Raw genomic sequence first — 24,602 nt, forward strand, 5'->3', positions numbered from 1 at the left:
GGTAGTTTTACCGTGGTCAACGTGGCCGATAGTACCAACGTTGACGTGCGGTTTGGAACGTTCAAATTTTTCTTTAGACATCGCTTGTCCCTCTAAGACACGGATAAATCGGTGATATCACCACATCAACCAGGCATTGCCTGAACTGTTGAATTTTAACGCACAGAGAAGAATCAGGGAGGGAGATTTAGAAGTGGTGCTGATACCCAGAGTCGAACTGGGGACCTCACCCTTACCAAGGGTGCGCTCTACCAACTGAGCCATATCAGCACGGCTTGGAGCGGGCAGCGGGAATCGAACCCGCATCATCAGCTTGGAAGGCTGAGGTAATAGCCATTATACGATGCCCGCATCCTGGAACTCGGCTACCTGTTCTGTCTGTAGCTTGTGAACAACAGAAACGCTTTTCTGCTCTTCGAGTCAACCCGCATTTGCTTGATGACTCCGACTGTGCTTGAGCTCAGTCTAAAATCTGTTGATGAACGCTGTTGCTTTCATCTGGCTTCAGCCGTTAAACGTCAGGACTGAATAGGTGCTTCTTTACAGGAAGGATTCACGTCACTGCGTTCCGTGCCCTTCGGTTCAAACCTTCGAGGTCGAAGCTTCTCGTCCTTCCCCGTGGGGAAGCTGAAAAACTCTGCCTCTCATTAACATCGCGAACGATATTAATGGTGGTGGGGGAAGGATTAAGTCACACTGTTCCTTGCCCTGCCGGGTCAAACCTTCGAGGTCGAAGCTTCTCATCCTTCCCCATGGGGAATCTGGAAGTTTCTGCCTCTCATTAACACTGCAAGCAGTATTAATGGTGGTGGGGGAAGGATTCGAACCTTCGAAGTCGATGACGGCAGATTTACAGTCTGCTCCCTTTGGCCGCTCGGGAACCCCACCTGGGGTACTTGATGGTGCCGGCTACCGGAATCGAACTGGTGACCTACTGATTACAAGTCAGTTGCTCTACCAACTGAGCTAAGCCGGCATCAAGTGGTGCGCATTCTAGGAAGTGTGGCGGCGGGATGCAACAAAAAAATTGCGATAAAAGTTCTTATGGCTGTTATTTGTGCAATTCTTCGCAAAATCTTGCTGCCCGTCAACGGAACCGTACAAAGAAGCGACGATATTGCTATTTTTTAGCCAGCGCAAAAGCGGCGATTTCTTTCTCTGTTTGTCCAGCAGCATTCCCCTGGCGCCTGCGCAAAGCGAATCGGCTGCTGTTTTCGCTGTCGTTTTCATAAAGCGCGCGTTTATTTTTCAATAAATGCGGCCGCCGTTACGTTTGCGTTGGTCGTTTTTATTTTTCCTTCTGATTCCGCCCCGTCTGGTGTTAACCTCCTGCCCATTGTTTTCTGAAATTTACCTTAGTTACGCGAGCGGCAGCAGCGGACAGCGTCTTCTCTGCGCACGCCACAACAGGCAAGTTCTTGCTGGCAGAAGCATGTATATGAGTAAAAAAGAATCCTTGTTGACCACACCCTATCTGCAATTTAACCGTTCGCAATGGGCCGCGCTGCGTGATTCCGTGCCGATGACCCTGAGCAAAGAAGAAATTGCCCGGCTCGAGGGGATAAACGAAGATCTTTCTCTTAATGAGGTCGCGGAGATCTATCTGCCGTTATCGCGTCTGCTTAACTTCTATATCAATTCCGATTTACGCCGTCAGGCGGTGCTGGAGCAGTTCCTGGGCACCAATGGCCAGAAGATCCCCTATATCATCAGTATCGCCGGTAGCGTGGCCGTAGGGAAAAGCACCACGGCGCGCGTGTTGCAGGCGCTGCTGAGCCGCTGGCCGGAGCATCGTCGCGTCGAGCTGATTACCACGGACGGGTTTTTGCACCCCAACGAGGTGTTAAAAGAGCGCGGCCTGATGAAGAAAAAGGGCTTTCCGCAATCTTACGATATGCATCGCCTGGTGAATTTCGTCTCCGCCCTCAAGTCTGGTGCCGCTCAGGTCACCGCACCGGTCTATTCGCATTTGATCTACGATGTTATTCCTGACGGCGACAAGGTCGTGCAGCAGCCGGATATATTGATTTTGGAAGGGCTGAACGTGCTGCAAAGCGGTATGGATTACCCGCACGATCCGCATCACGTTTTTGTTTCCGATTTCGTCGACTTCTCTATCTATGTGGACGCGCCGGAAGATCTGCTGCGCCACTGGTACATTAATCGCTTCCTGAAGTTCCGTCAGGGCGCGTTTACCGATCCGGATTCCTACTTCCATCACTACGCAAAGCTGCCTGAAGACGAGGCCGTAGGCATCGCCACGCAGCTGTGGGAGGAGATTAATCTGATGAATCTGAAAGAGAATATCCTGCCGACTCGCGAAAGAGCCAGCCTGATCATGACCAAAAGCACCGACCATGCGGTCGATCTGGTACGGCTCAGAAAATAGCCTGCCAGACGGCGCCACGGAAGGCGCCAAAGCATTTACCGACGTCCCGCCAGCCAGATAGCGTAAGCCTCATCCCAGATAGCCGCAGGCGTCCCCGCCCTTCCCAGACCAAAACCATGTCCGCCTCGCGTAATTTTGATCTGTTCGACCGGCACGCCCATGCGCCGACAGGCGTCGTGCATGATCTGCGTGTTGTGCGGATTTGAGGTGCGATCGTCGTCCGCCTGGGCCAGAAAGGTAGGTGGGAAGCTACGCGTAACGTAATTTTCCACCGACCAGCCCGCCTCATCCGCTGGCGAAGCGTTTTTTCCGACGATTTCGCTGTGAGTACGCGTATGGGTATAAGGCGCTTCCAGCGTGATCACCGGATAAATCAGGGCAACGCTGTCCGCGACCGGCGCAATCTGATCCAGCGTATCCTGCGGCGCATAGGTCACGAAACCAGGCCGCGCCGCCGACATGCCCATCAGGTGGCCGCCAGCGGAAAAGCCCAGCAGATGTACTTTCCGCTCCATCGAGCGCACCAGCCTGATTGCGCGCTGTGCATCCTGAAAGGGCGCGAGCCGTCCCGCGTGCCATTTTTCGTGCGGCAGCCGATAGCTCAGCACGTAGGCCGTATAGCCACGGGCATTCAGCCAGCGCGCCACCGGCCAGGCTTCGCCGCCCATGCCGATCCAGCGATAGCCGCCGCCCGCCGCGATCAGTACCGCCGAGCCGTTAGGCTCCTGCGGCTGAAAGCGCTGAATAGCGGGACTGACGATATTCGACCAGGCGCCGCTGGCGGACACATGCAGATTGCCGCCCGGCCCGCCCCCGCCCGGCGGCTCGTCAGGCCACAGGGGAATAATGTCTTCTCTGGCAAATAGTTTTCCGGCGGTCATCGCCAACATGGCTGCGCCGGTGCCCATTATTAACCGGCGTCGACTAATCATCTGACATGGTTTTCCTTGGTAACATAAACGCGCCGCGCTCCGTGCCGACGCAGCGCTCTTCGCTAAGACATGCAAAGCGGAGGCCAGAAACGGGCAGGCAGAAGGAGGCGAAGCGGACGAATAATTCTTTATCGGCAAGAAGAACCGCTTTTTTATGCGATTTGCCGGTCGGGAGGCAAGTGAAATTCGCGGCGGGCGCTAAATAACGGCAGGATTGCCCGGAGCCGCTCCGGGCAAAGCGCAATCAGTGCAGGGCGTTTTTATCTTTACGGGACATCGCGTCCAGATAGCCCATCACAAAGGCGGACAGCACAAACGTCAGATGAATAATGACGTACCACATCAGCTTGTTATCAGGAATATTGCGCGCATCCATAAACACGCGCAGCAGATGAATAGAAGAGATCGCCACAATAGAGGCCGCCACTTTATTCTTCAGCGAGCCGGAATCCATTTTCCCCAGCCAGCTCAGCTTTTCTTTGTGCTCGGAGATATCCAGCCTGGAAACGAAGTTTTCATAGCCGGAGAGCATCACCATCACCAGCAGGCCGCCAACCAGCGTCAGGTCAATCATCGACAGCAGCACCAGCACCAGATCGTTTTCCGCCATAGCCAGCACGTTGGGCAGCAGATGAAAAACTTCCTGGAAGAACTTGATCGCCAGCGCCAGCAGGCCCAGCGACAGCCCGAGATAAATAGGTGCCAGCAGCCAGCGCGAGGCGTAAATAAGATTTTCAGTAAGACGTTCCATAGCATTCCATAAGCAGGTTAACACGAGCGGTAGTATACCTGATGGAATGTTAAATTTTTCACGGCACAGGCCTGCACCGGGGGAATTTTACGGATTTACTCCGTTGGCTCGGTCAGTATGCCTGCCGAGGCGGGTTCAAGCACCCGGCGCGCCTGCCGGTCAATGCTGCCGATGCCCAGCGCCAGTTCATCGCCGGCCCGGACAAGCGGTAAGCAAAAACCCGGCTCGCACGCCGTGGTCGTCTGAACGCCCGCTGGCCGAGCGGGAACGGCAGCAAAACCGGTCCCGCTTATCGCCAACGCGATAAGAAAAGCATATTTTTTCATAGGGTATTTATTCAGAGATGCGCGAATTTAGTGCAGCTCGCGATGCTGATTACGATAATCTCTCGGCGTCACGTTAAAGTGTTTTTTAAAGACGCGCTGAAAACACTGCTGGGAGGAGAATCCCAAATCCATAGAGATGGTCATGATGGTTTTATGGGAGGTCACCAGGCTTTTTGCCGCCTCGTCCAGGCGACGATAGCGAATAAAACTGCCCAGCGTCATGCCTTTTTTCTCTTTAAAAGCGCGTTGTAAGTGCCATTTAGAATAACCGGAGCGCGCGGCTACGGCCTCAATATTCAGTCCATCGTCCAGATGCGCTTCAATCCAGTCGATAATCACGTCTACGATTTCACCTTTCACTGACTTTCTCCTGCAGCGGCATCCTGCATATGACGCCGCCATTCCACGATGTAATATTATATCTATATGTTTTTATTAGTTAAATTTTGATATGCAACAAAAGGAATAACTTATCAAAATTTGGCGGAAGGATATAAAGAAGTGTAAAATAGTTCAAATAGATAATTTTAATGTTCGTTAATAGATAGTCTCTATAGAGGTAGCCATGCTGGATCTCAACCTGGTACGCGTTTTTACCGCTATCTATGAAACTCGCAGCGTCAGCGGCGCCGCCGATCGCCTGTTTATTACGCAGCCTTCCGCCAGCTACGCGCTCGCCCGTCTGCGCAGCGAAACCAACGACGAGCTGTTCAAGCGCAGCCGGAAAGGCATGGAGCCGACGCCGACCGCGATGCAGCTCTATAAGGTGTTTAAAAAGTCGCTGACCGGCATAGAAAAAGCCGTGGCGGAAACCCGCATCTTCTCGCCGGAAACCTCGCGCTATAAGTTCCGCCTGGCGCTGACGGACCTGGGCGAGCTGCTGCTGCTGCCCAAGCTGATTACGCTTTTCCGCAGCGTGGCGCCGCATATCCAGCTGGAGGTGATCCCGGTCGACGTGCACAAGCTGGACGAATGGCTACTGACGGGCCGTATCGACGCGGCGCTGTGTAGCCGCAATGAGTCGGTTTCCTCCGCGCAGCGCGAGCTGATGGCCTATGAACGCTATGTCTGCCTGCTCAACGTTGACCATCCGCGAATTAAAGAGAGCCTGTCGCTGGATGAGTATATGCAGGAACGCCACGTCGTGGTCGCTGCCACCAGCGGTCACCACATTGTGGAAGATCGGCTGAAAGAGTTTGAGCTGGAACGCGAAATCGCGCTGGAAGTGCCACACTTCGCCGCGCTGGGCGAGCTGATTGCCTCCAGCGATTTGCTGGTAACGCTGCCTTCCAGCGCCGCCAGGATCTACGCACGTCGCGGCAACGGCCGGATGCTGGAGCTGCCGTTCCACGTGCCGAATCAGGAAGTTTTCCTCTATGCGCACACCGAAATCGGCGATATCACGGCAAAAACCTGGTTCTACAACGTGCTGCGCATCGCCGGGCCGACCATGATCGATCCCTGAGATACCGCGTCCTATAGAAGAGAGCGCGCAAAGAAAACCAGACCCAGTGCACGTTCCAGGAAAGCCGTGTGGCAAGCGCGGCGGATAACGTGCGGAATGTGAAGCGCTTCAAGCCACCTTGTGCATCTTTCTGAATGTATCGCAAAAATTTCCCGTTAATCCCGACAACAGCACAATGACCCGCCTGAAAAGCGCCTCCTATAGTTGATTAAAACGCCCGCGGGCCGTTTTCCTTTCTCTCCTGCCGCTGCGGCAAGCTTCGTCATCTCTGCGCCTGTATTCAGAGCGACAATAAATAAGGGTAAGCACTATGACTGCTAAAAACGGATCGCACGTGCGCGTGTGGATATTAATGCTGATACTGTTTCTTTCCGTTATCGCCTATGCGGATCGCTCTATTTTGTCGATTGCGGGCGGCGCGATTAAAGATGAGTTTGGCCTCTCGCCCATCCAGCTTGGCTTTATCCTGTCGGCGTTCAGCTGGGCCTATGTAATAGGACAGATCCCCGGCGGCCTGTTTCTGGATCGCTTCGGCACCAAAAGAGTGTACGGCGTGACGCTGGTGCTCTGGTCGATCTCCACGCTGGCGATGGGCTTTGTCGGCGAATTCTCTACGGGCCTGACCAGCGCGCTGGTGATCATGTTCACGCTGCGTTTCGCGCTGGGGCTGATCGAGGCACCCAGCTTTCCGGCCAACGCCCGCGTCGCCATTATGTGGTTTCCAAAAGCCGAACGCGGCCGCGCCTCATCGCTGTTCGCCTCCTCGCAGTATTTTGCGGTCGGCATCTTTTCGCCCCTTTCCGGCTGGCTGGTATCCGAATTCGGCTGGCCGTGGCCCTTCTTTGTGCTGGGCGTTATCGGCATCGGGGCCTTCTTCGTCTGGCTTTGGTATATGCAGGAGCCGCGCGCGCACCGCAGCGTGTCGCCGCAGGAGCTGGATCATATCGTCGCGGGCGGCGGCCTGATCGATATCGACTCGGTACAGGAGCGTAAGGAGAAAACCCCCGTTTCCCGCGAAACCTTCCGCAGGCTGCTGACTAACCGGATGCTGTGGTGCGCCTATATCGGTCAGTACTGCATCATCGCGCTGAGCTATTTCTTTATTACCTGGTTCCCTGTCTATCTGGTGCAGGCGCGCGGCATGGATATTCTGCATGCCGGTTTCGCCACCGTGGCGCCAGCGCTGTTCGGCTTTGCGGGCGGGATTTCCGGCGGCATTATTTCCGATTACCTGATCCGCATCGGCTGGTCGGTCTCCTGGGCGCGCAAAACGCCTTACATTGTCGGGATGCTGATGGCCGCGACGCTGATGGCCGCCGCCGTCGCCAACAGCAACTTTTGGGTCATCGCCATTATGTCCTTTGCTTTTTACGGCAAGGGCGTGGCGGCCGGAGCGGGTACCTGGGCGGTGATCAGCGACACCGCGCCGAAGGAAGCGGTTGGCCTGGCGGGCGCTATTTTTAACTGCGTCGGTAATATCGCCGGCATTATCACGCCGATCATGTTCGGTTACCTGGTTGCGCTGACCGGCAGCTACAGCCTGGGCCTGGTGTTTGTCGGCGCGCACTGTATCGTTGCCGCCTGCTGCTTCCTGTTTGTGATGGGGCCGATTGAACGCGTCGGTGGCGAAACGCCGGAAGACAACACTTATCCGACCGGCGCTGCTCCCGTGGTGCGCAGGCTTTAGCGGCCCGTGCGGGAAGACGTTGATCTTCGCACGCAAAACCTTCACTTTAGCGTCATGGTTAATCGGGCAGCGCACCTGCCCGCATCAAGACGGAGTGCCCCTATGTCGCTAACCCTTCTGACGCAGTTGGCCGATCTTCCCGCCAGTCAGTGGGATGCCTTACTGCCGGACGATCAGCCTTTTCTGCGTCACGCCTTTCTCAGCACGCTGGAAGAGAGCGGCAGCCTGGGAAAAGGCACCGGCTGGCAGCCGGAGCACCTGTTGTGGGAAGAACAGGGCGAAATCCGCGCCGCGCTGCCGGGCTACCGCAAAAGCCATTCAATGGGCGAATACGTTTTCGATCACGCCTGGGCAGAGGCCTGCCAGCGCGCCGGCCTGCCCTACTACCCTAAATGGCTGGCCGCCGTGCCGTTCAGTCCCGTTACCGGCGCAAGACTACTGGGCGACCGCGCCTTTGCCGCAAAGCTGCTGCATCACGTGCCCGATTTTCTGCATCAGCGCCAGCTGCACAGCGCCCATATCAACTTTGGCGATGCGCAAACCCGCGAGCTGGTGGCGGCGGAAGCACGCTGGCTGCCGCGTCTTGGCTGCCAGTATCACTGGCGCAACCCCGGCTACCGCGATTTCCAGGACTTTCTGGATACGCTGATGTCGCGCAAGCGCAAGCAGATACGCAAAGAGCGCGAGCTGGTCGCCAGCCAGGGGTTTACGTTCGAGTGGCTGGCCGGTCATCAGCTCAGCGAAGCGCACTGGGACTTTGTCTACGCCTGCTACGCCAACACCTACGCGGTGCGCGGCCAGCGACCCTATCTCACCCGCCTTTTCTTCAGCCTGCTGGCGGAGAAAATGCCGCAGGCCATTCGCGTGGTGCTGGCAACGCAAAACGGCCTGGCCGTCGCGATGGCTTTCAGCCTGATGGACGGCGAAACGCTTTACGGTCGCTACTGGGGCTGCCTGGAAGAGTTTAACCGGCTGCATTTTGAAACCTGTTTTTATCAGGGGATGGATTACGCCATCGCGCACGGGCTGAAGCGCTTTGACGCGGGCGCGCAGGGCGAACACAAGCTGGTGCGGGGTTTTGAGCCGGTGATCACCGAATCCTGGCACTATCTACGGCATAAAGGCTTATTCGAGGCGGTAGCGGACTACCTGAATCAGGAAAGGCCCGGCGTGCAGGCGTGGGCGTTGGAAGCCCGCGCATCGCTGCCTTATCGCCGCGACGGAGAATAACGGGCAGCCTGGACGCTGCCCGCTGATTGATTAATCCTCGCCGACGAAGCCGCCCGTCTGATGTCGCCACAGGCGGGCATACAGCCCATCCAGCGCCAGCAGCTCGCTGTGGCTGCCCATCTCGGCGATGCGCCCTTCCTGCAATACCACCAGCCTGTCCATTTTGGCGATAGTGGAAAGACGGTGCGCGATTGCAATCACCGTTTTGCCGCCCATCAGCGTCTCCAGACTCTCCTGGATCGCCGCTTCCACTTCGGAATCCAGCGCGGAGGTCGCCTCATCCATAATCAGGATCGGCGCGTCCTTCAGCAAGACCCTGGCGATAGCGATACGCTGGCGCTGGCCGCCGGAAAGCTTCACGCCGCGCTCGCCGACCTGCGCATCCAGTCCGACGCGGCCCTGCGGATCGGAGAGCAGCGGGATAAACTCGTCGGCCTTCGCACGATGGATCGCCTGCTGCAACTGTTCTTCTGTCGCATCGGGTCGGCCGTACAGCAAGTTATCGCGAATTGAACGGTGCAGCAGCGAGGTATCCTGCGTAATCATGCCGATCTGCGCCCGCAGGCTTTCCTGGCTGACGTGCGCGATATCCTGGCCGTCAATCACAATGCGGCCGCCGTCCAGGTCATACAGACGCAGCAGCAGGTTCACCAGCGTCGATTTCCCCGCGCCCGACGGGCCGATCAGGCCAATCTTTTCGCCCGGACGAATGGTCAGCTGTAGCTTGTCGATCACCCGGCGCGCGCTGCCATAGTTGAAATCGACGTTCTCATAGCGGATTTCACCCCGATCGACCTTCAGCCTCGGCGCCTGCGGCTTGTCGGCCACGCTGACCGGCTGCGCAATAGTTTGCAGGCCATCCTGCACCATACCGATGTTTTCAAAAATGCCGTTGACTACCCACATGATCCAGCCGGACATATTGACGATACGGATCACCAGCCCGGTAGCCAGCGCGATAGCACCCACGCTAATCAGCGACTGGGTCCACAGCCACAGCGCCAGGCCCGTGGTACTGACGATCAGCAGGCCATTGAGCGTGGTCACCACCACATCCATATTAGTGACCATCCGGCCCTGCTGACGCGTTTTAGCCGTTTGATCGCCGATAGCCTCACGCGCGTAGGCTCTTTCCAAATCGCTGTGCGCAAAGAGCTTTAGCGTGGTGATATTGGTGTAGCCGTCCACAATGGTGCCCATCAGCTTCGAACGCGCGTCGGATGAGGCAACGGAGCGGGATTTCACGCGCGGCACGAAATACCTCATGCTGACGACATAGCCCACAATCCACACCAGCAGCGGGATCATCAGCCGCCAGTCCGCCTCGGCGAACAGCACCAGCGAGGTAATGGCGTAAATCAGCACGTGCCAGAGCGCATCCACGGCCTGGACTGCCGAATCGCGCAGCGCGTTGCCGGTTTGCATAATGCGCTGGGCGATGCGCCCGGAAAAGTCGCTCTGGAAAAAATTCAGGCTCTGGCGCAGCACGTAGTTGTGGTTTTGCCAGCGGATCATGCTGGTCATGCCGGGGTTGATCGTCTGGTGCACCAGCAGATCGTGCAGGCCGATAAAGATCGGTCTGAAAACCAGCGCCACCGCCGCCATCCAGATCAGCTCGCTGGCGTGTTCGCTAAAGAAGCTGGCGGCGGGCGTCGTGTTCACCATATCAATAATGGTGCTCAAAAAGCGGAACAGCGCGACCTCAATCAGCGAAGCGATCAGCCCGATCGCCAGCAGTAAGGCAAAGCTCTGCCACACCTGGCGCAGATAGTAGACGTAAAAAGCCCAGACGCGGTTGGGCGGCGTGTCGCTGGGGGCGTCCTGAAAAATATCGATCAGTTTCTCAAAGCGGCGATACAGCATAGCTAGCTCACTTTTAAAGCCAAAAAATTGATAGTAGTGCATTTTCTGCTGTTATGACCAACGCGGCGCAGGGTGCGGCTTGATTAGGAAACGATCGTTCTCTATTATGAAGTGATGAAAACCTCTTCTTTACGTCAGCCGGGACGCCCGCGCGAATTCGATGCCGATCTTGCTCTGGACGGCGCTATAGCGCTGTTCAGCGAGCAGGGCTACGCCGGGACTTCCATCAGCGAGCTGGCCCGTGCGATGCAGGTCACGCCCGGCAGCCTGTATAAAGCTTTCGCCGACAAGCAGGCGATTTTCCTGGCCGCGCTGACCCGCTACCAGCAGCTGCGCGGCGAGGCGCTGAACCGTCGCCTTGCGGACGCGCCCAACGGGCGGGCCAGAGTGGAGGCGCTGTTGCGCCACTACAGCGAAAGCAGCGTGGGCGAAACCGGGCGGCGCGGCTGTCTGGTGGTGAGCTGCGCCGTCGAGCTGGCGACGCGCAACGACGAGCTGGCGCGCCGTATCACGCAATCGCTGGGGGCCAACGAGGCGCGCTTTGAGGTGTTTCTGCGCCAGGGTCAGCAGGATGGCTCTGTTTCTCCCGATCTTAACGTACCGGCTACGGCAGCCATGCTGCTGTGCCTGACGCAGGGAATGCGCGTGCTGGGAAAAACCGGCCGTACCACAGAAGAGATGGCGCAGCTGGTCGATAACGCCCTGACGCTGCTCGGCTGATATTTCGCTTTTGCGCGCGGCTTGGCGCCGCGCGCCCAACAGACCAAATTACATTCAATTTGGAAACGATCATACCCAAACCGCAGAGGCAACCATGCTTATCTCTACCAACACTGAGGCCGACCGTCAGGCCATTGCCGCCTTTCAAACCGCAACTTTCTGGCAGCAGTTCCGCCAGGAGTACGTTGAGGTCAACGGTATTCGTCTTCATTACGTCACGGGCGGCTGCGGCGAACCCGTGCTGCTGCTGCCCGGCTGGCCGCAAAGCTGGTACGCCTGGCGCTACGTGATGCCGCTGCTGGTCGCTGCGGGCCGCCGCGTGATTGCGGTCGATCCGCGTGGTCTGGGCGACTCGGCCCATCCCGCCGACGGCTATGATATGACCACCACCGCTAACGATATTCATCAGCTGATCGCCACGCTGAAGCTGAACGAGTCTGGCCCGATAGATGTAGTCTGCCACGATATCGGCAGCTGGATAGGCTATGCGCTGGCGGCCGACTGGCCGGAAGATGTGAAACGGCTGGCGCTGTTCGACGCCGCGCTGCCGGGCATCTCGCCGCCGCCGCCGTCCGGCATTCCCACTGACGAAGCCAATGTGAAGAGCTGGCACTTTGCTTTCAATCGACTGAACGATTTGCCGGAAATCCTGTTTACGGGCCGCGAACGCGAGCTGATTAGCTGGCTGTTTGCGGCCAAATCCCTGAAGAGCTGGAGTATCACGCCAGCCGATCTGGAAGAGTATGTCCGCGTTAACCAGCTTCCCGGCGCGCTGCGTTCGGCGCTGAGCTACTACCGCACCGGCTTTTCACCGGCCTCGCTGGCGGCCGCACGGCAGCGGGCGGAGAAAAAATTATTGATGCCGGTTTTGGCCGTTGGGGCGGAAGGCAGCGTGGGCGATACCCTGCTGACGACGCTGCAACAGCTGGCGGTTGAGGTAAAAGGCGGCGTTATCGCCGGCGTGGGTCATTACATTCCGGAAGAGGCGCCCGCAACGCTGGCTGGCCTGCTGGCCGATTTTTTTATACCCTCTGGTAGCCCGACAGACGGTCGGTAGCAGGCCCGCACAGGAAGCGGCAGGCGACGCGCGCATAAGGACAATAACGACCGAGGCAGAGGGGCGGAGATGGAACGGCTTGATTGTGATCGTATGCTGGTGGCGGTAATGGAGCTGGGAAGCTTCGCCGCTGCCGCGGAACGCATGGGCACCAGCAGCGGGCAGGCGTCGAAACTGGTTTCCCGCCTGGAGAGCGAGCTGGGCGTCCAGCTGCTGAAACGCAGCACCCGTGCGCTTTTTCCGACAGAGATAGGCCAGGCCTATTTTGACCGCATCAAAAGCATTCTGGACGACTTCGACGCGCTGGACGCCTCGGTACGTCACGCTTCCGGCAAACCTTCAGGCCGCCTGAAGCTGACCGCGCCGCTGACTTTCGGCACCAGCAGCCTGGCGCCGGTGCTGATAGCCTTTGCCAAAGAGTACCCGGAAATTGAGCTGGACGTCAGCTTCGCCGACCGCATGGTCAATATCGTGGATGAGGGTTTCGACCTTGCGCTGCGTATTGGCAGGCTCAGCGACAGCAGCCTGATTGCACGAAGGCTGAGCGATATCCGTATTATCGTGGCGGCAAGCGAAAGCTACCTGCGCGCGCACGGCACGCCAGAGGATTTGCGTCAGCTGGCGCAGCATGACTGCATCATCGATACCAATTTTCGCGAGCCGCTGAACTGGCAGTTTCGCGACGGCAGCGAACGTATTCTGTCGGTGGCGGTAAAAGGCAGGCTGCGCTTTTCCAATGCTGAAGCCTGCCTGAGCGCCGCCGCCGCGGGGCTGGGCATTGCGCGGATGCCGACGTTTATCGCCGGAAACCAGCTGCGCAGCGGCGCGATCGTGCCGCTGTTTCGCCAGTATGAGATGCCGCCGCTCGGCCTTTACGCTGTCTATCCACCAGCGCGCCATCTGGCGCACAAGGTGCGTGCATTAACGGAATTCCTTGAAGCGCATTACGCAGGCGAGGCCGAGTGGGATCGCGGCTGGTAATTCTTTCCATTTCGGAAGGAATATCCGCGCTGAGCAAGGGATTATCATCCTCATGGGATCCGTGTAGCCTTGAGTGAAACCGTTTCCACAGTGGAGAGCGGCTCAACAGGAGAAGTCCCGTGACGAAAGGATTGATTATTTTACTGCACGGCGTCGGCAGCAACGGTAAGGATCTGGCCGGACTGGGCGCGCATTGGGCAGAAGGTTTGCCTCGGGTGGCTTTCACCAGTCCCAATGCGCCCTTTCCTTTTGAACACGGCGCCGGCTATCAGTGGTTTAGCCTGAGCGGCGTCACGTCTGCTAATCGGGCGGAGCGGGTTTATCACGCGCGGGAGGCTTTCGATCGCCAACTTAGCGCTATTCTGGCAATCCACCAGATGCAGGATCGTCTGGAGAACGTGATGCTGGTCGGCTTTTCCCAGGGCAGCATTATGGCGCTGGACGCCGTAGTTTCCGGGCGCTGGCCGGTAGCGGGCGTGGTGGCGTTTTCAGGCAGGCTGGCGTCGCCGCTGCCTTATGACATGCCGGCGAAAACGCCGGTCATGCTGATCCACGGCATGGCAGACAGCGTTATTCCCTGTGCGGAAAGCGAAGCGGCAGCCAGGCAGCTACGCGAGCTGGGCGCGGTCGTCAGCACCCAATTTGACGCGTCGGTTGGCCATACTATTTCCGCCCAGGGCGCACGCAGCGCCAGCGAATTTATCGCGACGTGCCTGGCGTAGCCGCGCCGTCGTTCAGCCGTTTCTGGTAAAACGCCAGGTTCAGCCAGCGGTCGAACTTCCAGGCGACCTCGTTCAGCGTTCCGACCAGCGTAAAGCCTTTTTTCTCATGCAGAACAATGCTGGCGCGGTTATCCGCGTCAATACTGCCGATCATCAGATGCATCCCTTTTTCCCGCCCCTGCTCAACGATCGCGTCCAGCAGCATTTTACCCAGTCCCTGCCCGCGAAAATCGGGGTGGATATAAATTGAATGCTCAACGGTAAACTGGCAGGCGGCGTGCACGCGAAAAGTGCCGTAGCTGGCAAAGCCCATTAGTCTGCCCGCCTCATCCTCAACGCCGATAACCGGGAAATCATGCTGCCTTTTAACGGCGAACCAGCTCTGCATACTTTCCGGCTGGCGCGGCTCGTAGTCATAGAGCGCGGTAGAATTAACAATAGCGTCGTTGAAAATGGCCAGAATAGCGGCGCTGTGGCGGTCTTCGGTGCAGGTAACGATCTTCATTGCTGGCTGACGTCCTTAATGAGTGGCGATGCGCATAAACAACGGCGGCAGATAGGCCGCTTCGGGCAAAACAGATCGGCGCGGCGGCTCAGGTGGTCAGCAGCGTATGCAGCCTCTGTAAATCTTGCTGGACCGTCGCGATCTCTTCGGCAAATTTTTCCTCGGAGGTAAAGGGCTGCCGGAAGATCGTCATCAGCACTTCCGATCCCTCTTCGTTGCCAACCACCCGCATCGGCACCACTGTCTCCTTGCCAAAACCGGTATCCACGTAGCGATCCATTACGCCATAAGGGTTGTGATCGGTGAAACGGATTTTTTTCGCGCTTTCCGCCCCGACGATTTTCCACCAGGTGCCGTCCTGCTCCAGCGTCGTTTCGCTAAGGGCGCCGATCCATTTCGGAAAATAGTCGGGTTTCCAGATGGTCTCGTAAAGATCAACCCAGTTACGGGGGATGGTCAGACTGATGGTTTGCGATGGCAGCATAGGGCCTCCTGAATTTTTATCGTCAGGGGATTTAACCATCGGCAGGTAAGGATGAAAAGGGGCGGCGGCCCGCCCTTAAAAAGATTTTAACGCTACCTTCGCCGTTTCCGCATCATAAGCGCCTTTCAGGCTGAGATCGACAGGCTGCGGCTGCCAGTTAATCAAGCCGCCTATCTCAAACAGCACCTGACCGTTTTGTCCCGGCGCCCTCTCTGTCACCGGCCGTACCAGCAGCGTTTCCGGAATAATTCTTGGCTCGAAGCGCAGCAGCGCGTTGCGGATGTTTTTCTCAATAATGTGCCAGCTATGGTGGCTGGCATATTTGCCCGTCAGCGGCGCTACGCCATAGTTAAAAACGGAGACCATTAACGCGCCGTGCCGGGCTTCATCCAGCTGTTCTTCAAGGTTCGTGCTGTTAAGCAGGCAGGCGATATCCTTTTGCACGATGGCGCGCAACTCTTTAGCGCTCACATAGCAGGCATCGTAGCTTTCACGCTTTTTTTTCGGCTCGTCGTCCAGCAGCCTTTCCAGCAGCGTAGGCGAAAAACTCTGTTTTCTTTCCATTGCCTACACCTGGCCAAAGCGGATTTCGGCCACTTCCAGCAGGGAAAATTCCCCACTATCAGTAATCAGCACCTTTCTGCCAGCGCCCGTCGCCAGCATAGCGGAAACCTGCTGCCATTCGCTAAGCAGCCCCAGCTTCTCGCTCTGTTCCGCTTCAGCGGTAAGGGGATAGCGGGCAGGCACGTAGCCGTAGTGAAACTCGCCGTCTGTTTTAATATGGGCGGGCGTCCAAATCAGATCGAGCAGATCTTCAGGTCGACGAACGTGCAGCAGCTGCAGCGAGGAAAAAGGCACCTGACGATAGCCGCCAGCGCTGATAAATTCGCAGGCTGGCCCGATACGCCCGTCGCTGTCCGCTATCCAGGCGAACCTTCCCGTTATCTCCCCGCTGCCGGCGCTTTCCGGGGCCAGAGAAAAGGCCTGCTGACGAAGCGTCTCGGCCCGTTCCGGCTCGTTTTCCGCCTGGGCTTTGTTCGCCTGATGCAGCAGCGTCATCCATTCCGGTGCGGCGGCGGTAAACAGGCCAGGGCTGCGTTTACCCGCCAGCACGTCTTCCCGCATCAGCTCGCTGAGGATCAGGTTCTTGCCCAGCTCGCACTGCTTTGGCTCGACGTCATCCAGCAGGGCCAGCGTTTGCAGCTGCATCAGCGCTTTTTCCCATCGTCCATCAAGGCAGTACAGGCCGAACAGTGCATTGCGGCACACGCTATCGTCAGGACGCGCTTTGACATTCGCGGCCGCCTCCGCAATCAGATCGCTTAACGAGGTGGTTTTCAGCAGTGCGGTTAAAGATTTTGCATCATGCATAATGGGTCCATCCTGGGTTAATAAGGGCTGTCCAGCCCGGGCTTATAAAGATCGTGAAAAACCAGTTCCGGTATGGTCTGCTTTTCTTTTGAAGCGATATTCTCTGGGGCCAGCAGTTTTAAAATATCCGTTTTTTCATCATCGAAAATCAGCGGGCCGGTTGTCCCTTCAACGTTCAGCTCCGTCCAGACCTTATCAATCAGCGAAGGCGTCTGGATCAGGCATTCCGTCAACGTTTTCGCCTTCATCTCCTCCCGGACGGCCTCGAAGTAATCATCGCAGTCGGGAAGCCGGGTCAGCGTAGGGCGTTCCTGGGCTACGTGGCGGTGCTGCTCGCCCCAGATAAGAAACTTTTTGTATTCCTCCTCCAGCGCTTCAAGAATGTCCGCGGCGGCTTCTGTCTTCGCCGCCGCGGCCTCGTTAAGGTAGCGATAATCGCCCATATAGTGCCCGCCGCTGGGCAAAATATCGTCCACTTCGGGTAGCGGCCTTTTCTGCAGGGGATCGCCGTCAAGCAGCATATGGCACAGCGCCTCTCCCGGCACGTCTTCATCATCCACTACGGTAAAGCCATAGTGACCCAGCTGGATCGCCGCATTAAGGCGGAGCACGCGGCGCTCGCCCTCTGCCACTCTGCCGTTATCAACCAGACAAAGCAGATCCTTACAGGTATTGAAGATAACTGGCCCGCCAGGCGAGCGGTAAAACCACAGGGCGTCCGACGAACCGGCCTCGCTAAATTGCCCGTTTTGCGGATTGAAGCAGACCGGGCGTTCGACGGTATAACTTTCGCCAAGCGGGAAAGCGGGCTGATTATCGGGCCAGGTCATTAGCAGCTGCACGAGTTAACCGCCGATAGTCACGTTGCCGGAACCGGAGACAACGGCTGCGCCGCAACCGGTGACGTCACCCAGCCTTGCTGCATTGCAGTTGTTGATAAATACGCTGCCCGATCCTGATGCGACGGGCGCGCCGCCATGAAAAGCGCACACTGCGGCGCTGATGCCTGCTGCTGCAGCGCAACAGCCGTTAGTGTGTACATTTCCCGATCCGCTTACTATTGCTCCGCCATGTGCGATTGCATCGCCAAGTCTGGCTGCGCAGCTTCCCATTTTTCACCTCATCTTGCTGTTGGGCTGATGCCAGCCCGGTTACTGATAAAACGCCTGGGGCAACGACGGGCTGGCTATAACGCCGCCGGCTGCTACCCCATGCGCGGTTAAACCACTCTCAAGGCATGGTCGGCACAGGCGTGGTCCTGCCGCCCGGGGTAGGGGCCGGTGTGGTTATCGTCGGCGTCGGCATCGGCGTAACAGTAGGTGTAACCGTCGGCGTGACCGTCGGCGTAACCGTCGGCGTAACCGTCGGCGTGACCGTTGGCGTGACCGTTGGCGTGACCGTTGGCGTGACCGTCGGCGTGACCGTCGGCGTGACGGTTGGTGTAACCGGTGGTACAGGCAGTGGGGGCAGCGGGAAGGGAAGAGCGACAAACCCAAAAACGCTCAGGCTCGGCACGCCCGCGACAAAGCCGCCGCCACCGCCACCGCCGCCACAGCTACAGCAGCTACAGCAGTCGCCAGGATTTAAATCGACTTGTCCTCCCTGAAGCACGATATGGTTAGCGCACAGGATAATTTTTCCCGCGCAGAGCGAAAGCACGCCGCCTGCCGTCAACGACATCGCGCCGCCTGCCGTCGCTGACATAGCGCCGCCCGCAACCATACCGATGTAGCCGCCGACGGCAAGCGAGTAATACCCGCCCACGTTATTCATAAAAGCGCCGCCGACGTTAATCCCTTTCGCACCACCTATCGACTCCGACTGCGCGCCCCCAACCGTAAAGCCCAGCGCGCCCCCCACCATTAACGAACTGCTGCCATTTACCGTGGTGGATTCATTAACGCCAACCACTCTGTTGCTGTTAACACCGATGCTGACAGAGCGCGTCGCGCCGACGGCAAGATCGGAATTCACCCCGATGGTTTGCGTTTCATTACGCTTGGTCAGGCGGGACATATCGCGCTCGGCCTGTTCCCAGTACTGCTCCAGCCCTGGTTTATCCTCAAACTGGATGCCGTTAAAGTTGGTGCGTCCGCCACCTACCGTGCGGCTCACTAATCCGCTTTGCGTGGCGTTGGCAGGCAGATCCCACGGCGGCATGGTGACGTTGTTATAAAGGCTGCCGATCACCAGCGGACGATCCGGATCGCCGTTAATGAAGTCCACGATCACTTCATGACCGACGCGTGGGATATAGATCCCGCCAAAATTGTTTCCGGCCCACGCCTGGCTGACGCGGATCCAGCAGGAATCCGTTTCGCGGTTGTGCCCGTAGCGATCCCATAAAAAGCGCACTTTTATGCGGCCCCAGGTATCCGTCCAGATATCTTCGCCTGGCGGCCCTACCACTACAGCCGTCTGCGGCCCGCTGGTTTTTGGGCGTAGCGCCAGCTGAGGATGGCGATAAATCTTGGTGGTAGGCTGAACGGTGAAATGGCTTTGATAACTGAAATCCCCCATCCCCGTCACCTGGCTGACATCGCTAACGATCAGCTCGCTGGAGATGACCATATATTCCCGGTTCGCTTTCTCCAGCGGGTAATTTTGCAGCTCGAAGTTGGTGCCGCATACCATGCCCCGCAGTTCGCCGGAGCCGGATGCTCTTGATCCGATCGCCCCCCGCTCTTCCATACGGACTTTCGCCAGCTGTTCGCCGATATCTGGCCGATCGTAATCGCCGGGCCAGTGGTAAAGCTCCATGTCGTTAAAGGTGGTTTGACGAGGCTTGCTGTCGGCAGCCGATATATCCGCTCGGGATTTGGTAAAATCGTAATCGTTGGTATACCACCGGCCGGAGGTAATGGTTTCCTGAAATTCAAAACGGGTAATATATTCCTGGCCGGCTTTAGGTTCGCTCGGCATATATTGCAGCACATGATAGGCCTCGCTGGAAAAACGCTTGTGCGCGCCAACGTGATCCACCAGCACCAGCTTATGCTTCTGGTCTTCATGCTCAAAAAACCAGTAAATCCCCCACTCCTCCATCAGGCGCTCGATAAAATTAAAATCCGTTTCACCGTATTGCACCTGAAAATCCAGCTGGGGATAAGAACCGGTTAGCCGTTTTTCCAGCGGAAAGTTATATTCCTCCAGCACCTCGTCAATAATCTCCACCACCGTTTTTTGCTGGAAGATCTTGAAGTCGGAGGTCAGCTCCGTCAGGTAAAGCCAGGGGCGAAGGATAATTTCAAAGATGGCCTGATTCGCATCCCGCCCCAGAAACCTGGCACGCTGCACCAGGCCGGAGATTTCCCGGCTGCCCGCGCCGATGCCCATCAATTCATCCAGCCCGTTGCCGTCCAGCTCTATCGACACGGTCATCTCTTTACCGATCAGCGCTTTAATATCCACGTTCGCCGCTGACTGCCAGGGAATAAGATCGCTGGCTGGCGTTTTGGCAGTTAGCTTGTAGGTATATAAAGAAGAGAACGACTCCTTGCCTTCCAGCTTCGTTAATACCAGCGCGGTTTCACCCAGCAAAAGCGGCATTGCTGAGCTGCTTAACGTTATGGTTCTTGCCATATCAACACCTAATCCTTGGTTTGTATTGCACCCTAAGGGAGCGCCTCTCCCTCTCCTTTTCAGCAGATAATGTGCTGCGAATCGATAATTTTGCCGTAGCGGCTTTGCCGCCAGAGCCACGCTTTGCGATCCGTCTGGATAATTTCCGGCCAGTCCGGCCAGGGCATGCTGCCGACGCCTTTTTCCTCCGTGATGCTTCTGTCGTACTCGCTCAGCTCCGCCAACAGCAAATCCGCATGATAACTGAAGCGATAGCGCTCATTAAGCAGCCGTTCGCGAAACGGGGAGTAGCGAGACCTTAATAAATTAACCCATTTTTTCAAATAGATATCTTGATTAACCACGCCATCCTGATTTTGTTGTGCCATCATAATTCTCGCCAGCCAGAAGGCGATATGAAAGTCAGACGCCAGTTCCTTTTGCAGCCATTGCACGCTGACGGCGGCGTAAATGGCCGAAAGCCCCGCCGCGCGGCTGTTGACCAATGCCCCCACGTAAAAGCGGCCTTTTTTCCGCAACGGCGGCAGAATAAAGCACCACGGGTAATGCGCCGGTAAAAGCTGTCCGGGCAGCGTCGACTGCATCGCCGGCACCACTTTTTCGGCCAGTACGGCGGCGACTTTTTTCCGCTCTCTGCCTGGCAATAACGTTCGCGCCTCTTTGCCAATAATACCGGTACGAATGGCCATATGCCGCTCCGTGCCCCACGGCTTAAAATGCGCCGGGACAGTTAAAATTTTTCAGTAAATCCACGATAAGCTCATCGTTCCAGGTCAGGCCGGTGACCTCGATTTTGACGGGCCGCTGATGCAGATTAAACAGCAGCACCGGCTGGCCGCCAGGCGAAGTCCCAATATCGTTGACGGTATCCAGCCAGCGCATCAGCGCCCAGGGACCGGTGAAGGTCAGGCCGTTTTCCTGCCCCAGAATGCGCGGCTTGGTGCTCATATTGACGACGGATTCCGCACGCGCGCCCGGCCAGTGAAAAAGTTTTGGCGTAACCGGGCCGTGCGAATACCCCATTACGCTGCCGTCAAAGTTGAGGTTAAGCTGGGTAACCGAAGGATCCAGGTAGGGAATGGAAACGGAGAAATCGATACCCGGCGTGCGGCCGCCGTTCTGGAAGAAAGCGCTGCGGATCGCAGCGGCCTGCTCAAAAACATCCAGCGCGTCTGAATCCTGGCTATTAATATCGCCGCGATAGCGCCAGGGCCTTGCTGCCGTATCAACTTTGTCGGCCAGTTTTTTTTGAAAATAGTCATCCAGCACGCCGCCCGTGGCGAAAAAGCGCTCAAAGTCACGCAGGCTGACTTCCTCACTGTTATCCGCAAAAGGATAGCGGCCCTGCAAAGTGTTGCGGCACACTTCGCCCGGCCCTGAGGCGATGGTTTTATTGCTGCTGTAGACGATCTGATGATTGACCCGCCGGTAAGCGCCGTTCAGCAGCGGCGCGATAATATATTTAAAAGGGTCGGGCCAGACGGCGGACTCCGCGCTCAGCCGCTGTCCTGCGTCGGACACCGACGGCAGATTGCCGTTTTTGATCGCGCTGTCGGAGATGACCAGCAGCGTGTACTGATCGTTCAGCACGCCCATAATCTGGTGCAGCTTAGTGCCGGAAGCCGCGCCCATGCCTTTTTCACCGCCGCCCACGAATTCACGCAGCGGCACAAAATAGTTATCCACGCCCTGACGCAGCGCTTTTTTCTCCTGAGCGGCCAGCGCCAGATTAAGCTTTGAGGCGGCATCCACCAGTCGACTGTTGGATAATCCTGAGCTGCTGACACGCTGGTTTTTTAGCAGGTTATCCTGCTGATCCACGGCAAGCGTGGTTTCCCTGACGGCGCGCCTCGCCAGATTTACCAGCGGCGAGTGGGTAGAAACCAGCGTGCGCAGCATGTAGATATCAAAAGAAAGCCCGGTATTGTTCTGGTCTGCATCCTCGCTTTTCAGCCGGATGCTTTGCAAAAAAGCCTGCCATCGCCGCGTATACTCCTTCAGATAAAGCGTCATCAGGGCTTCGCGCGTCGGATCGACAATGCCCGATCCTCTGTCCACCTTCAGCGCTTTCAGGGCGCTTTGCGCCTCGCTATTGCCCATTACCCAGCTATCTTCAGCCTGTAACGCCCGCACGCTGTCGCCCAGCTTTTTTTTAAATACGTGGTGATAGCCTTCCCAGGTAAACAGTCCAGGCATCCCTTTTTCCGCCAGCGCCTCATCGGTAAGGGTAAAAATCTGACCGGCGTCCTCATCGGTCATTTTGCTTAAGGTCAGATTCTCCGGCGCTTCCGCCTGCATCTGCGCTATCACGCGTGCATAAAGTCGATTAACCGGCGTGTTGCGATTAAGTATTTCGCGCGCTTCCGCCACCAGGTTTTTATCCGGTTGCTGGCCATACTGCCGCCAGTCCGGGCGGCTGAATAACGCCTCAAGATGGGCGATAAACAGGCTCCTTTCTTCATAAAGCTGGAGCTTTCCGGCATTGTCCCACTGCCGGGCAATCTCGCTGACCAGCCATGCCCGATCGAACTGGCCCTGTCCTGCCAGCATCAGATAACGTTTAAGCGCGTTGTAAAGTGTCGCAGGATCGCGTTCATAAACGGCGCTCTGCAAAGCCTCATGCGCCTGTTGTTCGATTTGCGGAAACAGCAGCCGCTGCAGAAAATAGTGGTAAAGGCCGTCGGCATCGTGGGTTAAACGCTTGCCGACATAAAGGCCATAGCGGAAAGGAAGATCGGGATGCAACACGTCAAGGCCGTTAAATTCAGGCAGATAGTGCGCCAGATTCAGCAGCAGCGGCAGCTTGCCGGGATCCGCCGCCTGTTGATAGCTTTTGACCTCTGCTTCCAGCCTGGTCGCTTTTTCCCCGGCCGCGACAAGGTAGCCGCCGTTATGATGATAGCTGTGGTAGATCCCGCTCAGTAACCAGCAGCAGGCCGCGATGCAAAGCATATGACCAAAGAAGTTCTGGAAGCGATATTTTGACTCTACCCGTAAATTGCGCCGCACCAGATCGCCATCTTTCAGGATGATGTCGGAAAACAGGGATTTCAGAAAATAGTGCCTGCCCCAGGCAACATCCCTGACCAGCGCCTCGCTCTCACCAGTCAGCGAAGCTGGATAAGCCAACGGCACCGTCTGTCGGTTAGCAATATAGTTGCGCCACTTCTGCATCAGCGTCCCGTTATTGACCATAACGGTATCCTCAGGCTGGTGGCTGCTGACAAAGTAGATACCGCGCAGCGAGGTATAGCCCTGATTTTCATCATAGCGTGAGGCGAAGAAAATCGTCTGCGCCACTTCCGTTACGCTGTCCAGCAGCATGCGGAAATCCTGCGGCAGCACGTACATGCGCTTTCTGTCCGTATTGCTGTATTCCTCCTGTTGGCGCACCGTCATTGCCTTTTCCAGACGATTTTCCAGCAGCGCAAATTCCGCTCCGACCCGTTCGCGCAGATCGCCAATGCCGGTTTTCACCTCTTCCCCCCAGGGGAAAGTCACGCCCCATACCTGCTCGCGCTCCTGCTCGGTCAGGCTGCGGAAATATTCGGCGAACCCCATCAGCCGATCCAGTTTGGTAATCAGCATATAAACCGGAAAGCGTACCCCCAGTCTGCTGCGCATCGCCTCCAGCCTGGCGCGAACTTTCGCGGCCAGATCGTAGAGCTCCGTTTTATTTTTACCCATTACGTCGGTCACGCCGATCGCCACAATCACGCCGTTAATCGCCTCTATCGGACGATATTTTTTAATGGCCTTGATAATACCGTCCCACTCCGGCTGCTCGTCCGACGAATCAAGATATTTTCCGGCCGTGTCGATAAACAGCGCGTCATTCGCAAACCAGCACTCACAGTTACGGGTAGGCGCGCTCTCTTTGCAGACCCTGCTCAGCTGTTCCGGCAGCGGGAAATGCTGGCCCGACGATAAGATCGCCGTGGTTTTTCCCGCGCCCTGCGTCCCGATAGTCATGTACCAGAGAAGCTCGCCGTGCATTTTTCCAAATGAAAAAAACCGCTTAAGCCAGGTACCGTTTTTACGCAGCTGTCTTATATATGCCGCTGCATCACGGATAGCCGCATTAACCTCGCTGACGTCGCCATCGCTTTTAACCTCTTTGCTGCCGAAAAAAGCGTCAAGCAGCTTAGGATTGTTTTTCAGCGCCAGCAGCAGCTTCCAGCCGCCATACAGCAGCGTGACCAGCAGGATAGCGCCAATCAGGCTGGCCCTGGTGGCGATACCGCTTAGCGGATAGCTTTCACCGATCAGCAGGTAAGGCCCAATCGTCCAGACGACAACGCAGGCCGTTGCGGCCAGCAGAAGAAACGACGGTACGTTAAACCACAGCCCAATCAGACAAAGCAGCGCCAGAACAACATAAATCACGCGCGCCTCAACGCCTGCCAGCGGACGCGTGTCGCCAAAGCCCAGTAAAGGGCCGAGAAACCAAACCGCAGCGATAATCAGCATAAAAAAGGCTATGACCATCACTACTTTAAAAACGCGAAGCGAGAACATCCTGTTCAGATTAAACATG

Annotated in this window: 23 protein-coding genes, 4 tRNA genes, 1 other RNA gene and 1 pseudogene; 8 read left to right on the plus strand and 21 right to left on the minus strand. The window is 57.0% G+C overall.

Going from position 1 to position 24,602, the window contains the following annotated elements:
- The 7 genes and pseudogenes from ACMGEE_RS12860 to ACMGEE_RS12890 form a co-directional block, all read right to left on the minus strand.
- Positions 1 to 81, minus strand: a pseudogene (locus ACMGEE_RS12860) (GTP-binding protein); the annotation flags it as partial.
- A gap of 113 nt (positions 82 to 194) precedes the next feature.
- A tRNA-Thr gene (locus ACMGEE_RS12865) sits at positions 195 to 270 on the minus strand.
- 6 nt (positions 271 to 276) lie between these two features.
- A tRNA-Gly gene (locus ACMGEE_RS12870) sits at positions 277 to 351 on the minus strand.
- 318 nt (positions 352 to 669) lie between these two features.
- Positions 670 to 765, minus strand: a non-coding RNA gene (locus tag ACMGEE_RS12875) — RtT sRNA.
- A gap of 38 nt (positions 766 to 803) precedes the next feature.
- Positions 804 to 888, minus strand: a tRNA-Tyr gene (locus ACMGEE_RS12880).
- 12 nt (positions 889 to 900) lie between these two features.
- A tRNA-Thr gene (locus ACMGEE_RS12885) sits at positions 901 to 976 on the minus strand.
- A gap of 17 nt (positions 977 to 993) precedes the next feature.
- Positions 994 to 1,230 carry a hypothetical protein gene (locus ACMGEE_RS12890; RefSeq protein ID WP_253456297.1) on the minus strand — a complete coding sequence of 79 codons (237 nt, stop codon included), beginning with the start codon at positions 1,228 to 1,230 and terminating at the stop codon, positions 994 to 996.
- Between the two features lie 208 nt (positions 1,231 to 1,438).
- On the opposite strand from ACMGEE_RS12890, the gene coaA reads away from it, so the two are divergent.
- Positions 1,439 to 2,389 carry a type I pantothenate kinase gene (gene coaA / locus ACMGEE_RS12895; RefSeq protein WP_253456300.1) on the plus strand — a complete coding sequence of 317 codons (951 nt, stop codon included), beginning with the start codon at positions 1,439 to 1,441 and terminating at the stop codon, positions 2,387 to 2,389.
- A gap of 35 nt (positions 2,390 to 2,424) precedes the next feature.
- On the opposite strand, the gene ACMGEE_RS12900 is transcribed toward coaA, so the two are convergent.
- The 4 genes from ACMGEE_RS12900 to ACMGEE_RS12915 all read right to left on the minus strand — a co-directional run bounded on the left by ACMGEE_RS12900 (position 2,425) and on the right by ACMGEE_RS12915 (position 4,758).
- On the minus strand, positions 2,425 to 3,321 hold the full coding sequence (locus ACMGEE_RS12900) for an alpha/beta hydrolase (RefSeq protein WP_253456303.1): 897 nt from the start codon (positions 3,319 to 3,321) through the stop codon (positions 2,425 to 2,427).
- 244 nt (positions 3,322 to 3,565) lie between these two features.
- Positions 3,566 to 4,072, minus strand: a complete 507-nt coding sequence (locus tag ACMGEE_RS12905) for a TIGR00645 family protein (RefSeq protein ID WP_125289362.1) — start codon at positions 4,070 to 4,072, stop codon at positions 3,566 to 3,568.
- Between the two features lie 95 nt (positions 4,073 to 4,167).
- Complete coding sequence (locus tag ACMGEE_RS12910) at positions 4,168 to 4,398, minus strand: hypothetical protein (protein ID WP_370734917.1); 231 nt, start codon at positions 4,396 to 4,398, stop codon at positions 4,168 to 4,170.
- A 27-nt stretch (positions 4,399 to 4,425) separates the two neighbouring features.
- On the minus strand, positions 4,426 to 4,758 hold the full coding sequence (locus tag ACMGEE_RS12915) for a helix-turn-helix domain-containing protein (protein WP_125289360.1): 333 nt from the start codon (positions 4,756 to 4,758) through the stop codon (positions 4,426 to 4,428).
- A gap of 205 nt (positions 4,759 to 4,963) precedes the next feature.
- Between ACMGEE_RS12915 and ACMGEE_RS12920 the strand changes: the two genes are divergently transcribed.
- The 3 genes from ACMGEE_RS12920 to ACMGEE_RS12930 all read left to right on the plus strand — a co-directional run bounded on the left by ACMGEE_RS12920 (position 4,964) and on the right by ACMGEE_RS12930 (position 8,780).
- The gene (locus tag ACMGEE_RS12920; RefSeq protein ID WP_125289359.1) at positions 4,964 to 5,863 is read left to right on the plus strand and encodes a LysR family transcriptional regulator; all 900 of its coding nucleotides are present in this window, start codon (positions 4,964 to 4,966) and stop codon (positions 5,861 to 5,863) included.
- A 310-nt stretch (positions 5,864 to 6,173) separates the two neighbouring features.
- Entirely contained in the window at positions 6,174 to 7,550 is a 1,377-nt protein-coding gene (locus tag ACMGEE_RS12925; RefSeq protein WP_253456309.1) for an MFS transporter, read from the plus strand.
- Positions 7,551 to 7,652: 102 nt separating this feature from the next.
- Positions 7,653 to 8,780, plus strand: coding sequence for a GNAT family N-acetyltransferase (locus tag ACMGEE_RS12930; RefSeq protein WP_436830162.1), 1,128 nt, complete (start codon positions 7,653 to 7,655; stop codon positions 8,778 to 8,780).
- Between the two features lie 30 nt (positions 8,781 to 8,810).
- Here the strand turns inward: ACMGEE_RS12930 and ACMGEE_RS12935 are convergent, their stop codons facing one another.
- A complete protein-coding gene (locus tag ACMGEE_RS12935) occupies positions 8,811 to 10,643 on the minus strand; it encodes an ABC transporter ATP-binding protein (RefSeq protein ID WP_253456315.1) in 1,833 nt (610 codons plus the stop codon).
- Positions 10,644 to 10,757: 114 nt separating this feature from the next.
- On the opposite strand from ACMGEE_RS12935, the gene ACMGEE_RS12940 reads away from it, so the two are divergent.
- From ACMGEE_RS12940 to ACMGEE_RS12955, 4 genes are all read left to right on the plus strand, one after another.
- Positions 10,758 to 11,363 (plus strand): TetR/AcrR family transcriptional regulator, encoded by a 606-nt coding sequence (locus tag ACMGEE_RS12940; RefSeq protein WP_253456318.1) that lies wholly within the window; start codon positions 10,758 to 10,760, stop codon positions 11,361 to 11,363.
- Between the two features lie 94 nt (positions 11,364 to 11,457).
- The gene (locus ACMGEE_RS12945; RefSeq protein ID WP_301730635.1) at positions 11,458 to 12,420 is read left to right on the plus strand and encodes an alpha/beta fold hydrolase; all 963 of its coding nucleotides are present in this window, start codon (positions 11,458 to 11,460) and stop codon (positions 12,418 to 12,420) included.
- Between the two features lie 69 nt (positions 12,421 to 12,489).
- On the plus strand, positions 12,490 to 13,401 hold the full coding sequence (locus ACMGEE_RS12950; protein WP_301252810.1) for a LysR family transcriptional regulator: 912 nt from the start codon (positions 12,490 to 12,492) through the stop codon (positions 13,399 to 13,401).
- Between the two features lie 119 nt (positions 13,402 to 13,520).
- A complete protein-coding gene (locus ACMGEE_RS12955) occupies positions 13,521 to 14,123 on the plus strand; it encodes an alpha/beta hydrolase (RefSeq protein ID WP_301730634.1) in 603 nt (200 codons plus the stop codon).
- On the opposite strand, the gene ACMGEE_RS12960 is transcribed toward ACMGEE_RS12955, so the two are convergent.
- From ACMGEE_RS12960 to tssM, 9 genes are all read right to left on the minus strand, one after another.
- Positions 14,101 to 14,628 carry a GNAT family N-acetyltransferase gene (locus ACMGEE_RS12960; protein WP_436830163.1) on the minus strand — a complete coding sequence of 176 codons (528 nt, stop codon included), beginning with the start codon at positions 14,626 to 14,628 and terminating at the stop codon, positions 14,101 to 14,103. The genes ACMGEE_RS12955 and ACMGEE_RS12960 overlap by 23 nt on opposite strands.
- A gap of 88 nt (positions 14,629 to 14,716) precedes the next feature.
- Positions 14,717 to 15,112, minus strand: a complete 396-nt coding sequence (locus tag ACMGEE_RS12965; RefSeq protein ID WP_253456333.1) for a polyketide cyclase — start codon at positions 15,110 to 15,112, stop codon at positions 14,717 to 14,719.
- A 75-nt stretch (positions 15,113 to 15,187) separates the two neighbouring features.
- On the minus strand, positions 15,188 to 15,676 hold the full coding sequence (locus ACMGEE_RS12970) for a type VI secretion system baseplate subunit TssE (protein ID WP_253456336.1): 489 nt from the start codon (positions 15,674 to 15,676) through the stop codon (positions 15,188 to 15,190).
- Between the two features lie 3 nt (positions 15,677 to 15,679).
- Entirely contained in the window at positions 15,680 to 16,483 is an 804-nt protein-coding gene (locus ACMGEE_RS12975; RefSeq protein WP_436830164.1) for a type VI secretion system accessory protein TagJ, read from the minus strand.
- Between the two features lie 17 nt (positions 16,484 to 16,500).
- A complete protein-coding gene (locus ACMGEE_RS12980) occupies positions 16,501 to 17,313 on the minus strand; it encodes a TagK domain-containing protein (RefSeq protein WP_370734912.1) in 813 nt (270 codons plus the stop codon).
- Positions 17,314 to 17,328: 15 nt separating this feature from the next.
- Positions 17,329 to 17,595, minus strand: coding sequence for a PAAR domain-containing protein (locus ACMGEE_RS12985; protein WP_253456345.1), 267 nt, complete (start codon positions 17,593 to 17,595; stop codon positions 17,329 to 17,331).
- A gap of 118 nt (positions 17,596 to 17,713) precedes the next feature.
- Complete coding sequence (locus tag ACMGEE_RS12990; RefSeq protein ID WP_436830231.1) at positions 17,714 to 20,032, minus strand: type VI secretion system Vgr family protein; 2,319 nt, start codon at positions 20,030 to 20,032, stop codon at positions 17,714 to 17,716.
- 92 nt (positions 20,033 to 20,124) lie between these two features.
- Complete coding sequence (locus ACMGEE_RS12995) at positions 20,125 to 20,754, minus strand: hypothetical protein (RefSeq protein WP_436830165.1); 630 nt, start codon at positions 20,752 to 20,754, stop codon at positions 20,125 to 20,127.
- 22 nt (positions 20,755 to 20,776) lie between these two features.
- Positions 20,777 to 24,601 carry a type VI secretion system membrane subunit TssM gene (gene tssM / locus ACMGEE_RS13000; RefSeq protein WP_436830166.1) on the minus strand — a complete coding sequence of 1,275 codons (3,825 nt, stop codon included), beginning with the start codon at positions 24,599 to 24,601 and terminating at the stop codon, positions 20,777 to 20,779.
- Between the last annotated feature and the right edge of the window lies 1 nt (position 24,602).

The sequence above is a fragment of the Erwinia artemisiae genome, assembly GCF_051400835.1.
GTDB lineage: Bacteria > Pseudomonadota > Gammaproteobacteria > Enterobacterales > Enterobacteriaceae > Erwinia > Erwinia aeris.

Excerpts from the sequence above, each read along its gene's own strand:
- ACMGEE_RS12940 (WP_253456318.1), top strand. The coding sequence starts at position 10,758 with ATGAAAACCTCTTCTTTACGTCAGCCGGGACGCCCGCGCGAATTCGAT.
- ACMGEE_RS12995 (WP_436830165.1), bottom strand. The coding sequence starts at position 20,754 with ATGGCCATTCGTACCGGTATTATTGGCAAAGAGGCGCGAACGTTATTG.
- ACMGEE_RS12935 (WP_253456315.1), bottom strand. The coding sequence starts at position 10,643 with ATGCTGTATCGCCGCTTTGAGAAACTGATCGATATTTTTCAGGACGCC.
- ACMGEE_RS12925 (WP_253456309.1), top strand. The coding sequence starts at position 6,174 with ATGACTGCTAAAAACGGATCGCACGTGCGCGTGTGGATATTAATGCTG.
- ACMGEE_RS12970 (WP_253456336.1), bottom strand. The coding sequence starts at position 15,676 with ATGGAAAGAAAACAGAGTTTTTCGCCTACGCTGCTGGAAAGGCTGCTG.
- ACMGEE_RS12910 (WP_370734917.1), bottom strand. The coding sequence starts at position 4,398 with ATGAAAAAATATGCTTTTCTTATCGCGTTGGCGATAAGCGGGACCGGT.
- coaA (WP_253456300.1), top strand. The coding sequence starts at position 1,439 with ATGAGTAAAAAAGAATCCTTGTTGACCACACCCTATCTGCAATTTAAC.
- ACMGEE_RS12945 (WP_301730635.1), top strand. The coding sequence starts at position 11,458 with ATGCTTATCTCTACCAACACTGAGGCCGACCGTCAGGCCATTGCCGCC.
- ACMGEE_RS12920 (WP_125289359.1), top strand. The coding sequence starts at position 4,964 with ATGCTGGATCTCAACCTGGTACGCGTTTTTACCGCTATCTATGAAACT.
- ACMGEE_RS12950 (WP_301252810.1), top strand. The coding sequence starts at position 12,490 with ATGGAACGGCTTGATTGTGATCGTATGCTGGTGGCGGTAATGGAGCTG.
- ACMGEE_RS12905 (WP_125289362.1), bottom strand. The coding sequence starts at position 4,072 with ATGGAACGTCTTACTGAAAATCTTATTTACGCCTCGCGCTGGCTGCTG.
- ACMGEE_RS12985 (WP_253456345.1), bottom strand. The coding sequence starts at position 17,595 with ATGGGAAGCTGCGCAGCCAGACTTGGCGATGCAATCGCACATGGCGGA.
- tssM (WP_436830166.1), bottom strand. The coding sequence starts at position 24,601 with ATGTTTAATCTGAACAGGATGTTCTCGCTTCGCGTTTTTAAAGTAGTG.
- ACMGEE_RS12930 (WP_436830162.1), top strand. The coding sequence starts at position 7,653 with ATGTCGCTAACCCTTCTGACGCAGTTGGCCGATCTTCCCGCCAGTCAG.
- ACMGEE_RS12990 (WP_436830231.1), bottom strand. The coding sequence starts at position 20,032 with ATGCCGCTTTTGCTGGGTGAAACCGCGCTGGTATTAACGAAGCTGGAA.
- ACMGEE_RS12980 (WP_370734912.1), bottom strand. The coding sequence starts at position 17,313 with ATGACCTGGCCCGATAATCAGCCCGCTTTCCCGCTTGGCGAAAGTTAT.
- ACMGEE_RS12890 (WP_253456297.1), bottom strand. The coding sequence starts at position 1,230 with ATGAAAACGACAGCGAAAACAGCAGCCGATTCGCTTTGCGCAGGCGCC.
- ACMGEE_RS12960 (WP_436830163.1), bottom strand. The coding sequence starts at position 14,628 with ATGAAGATCGTTACCTGCACCGAAGACCGCCACAGCGCCGCTATTCTG.
- ACMGEE_RS12975 (WP_436830164.1), bottom strand. The coding sequence starts at position 16,483 with ATGCATGATGCAAAATCTTTAACCGCACTGCTGAAAACCACCTCGTTA.
- ACMGEE_RS12900 (WP_253456303.1), bottom strand. The coding sequence starts at position 3,321 with ATGATTAGTCGACGCCGGTTAATAATGGGCACCGGCGCAGCCATGTTG.
- ACMGEE_RS12965 (WP_253456333.1), bottom strand. The coding sequence starts at position 15,112 with ATGCTGCCATCGCAAACCATCAGTCTGACCATCCCCCGTAACTGGGTT.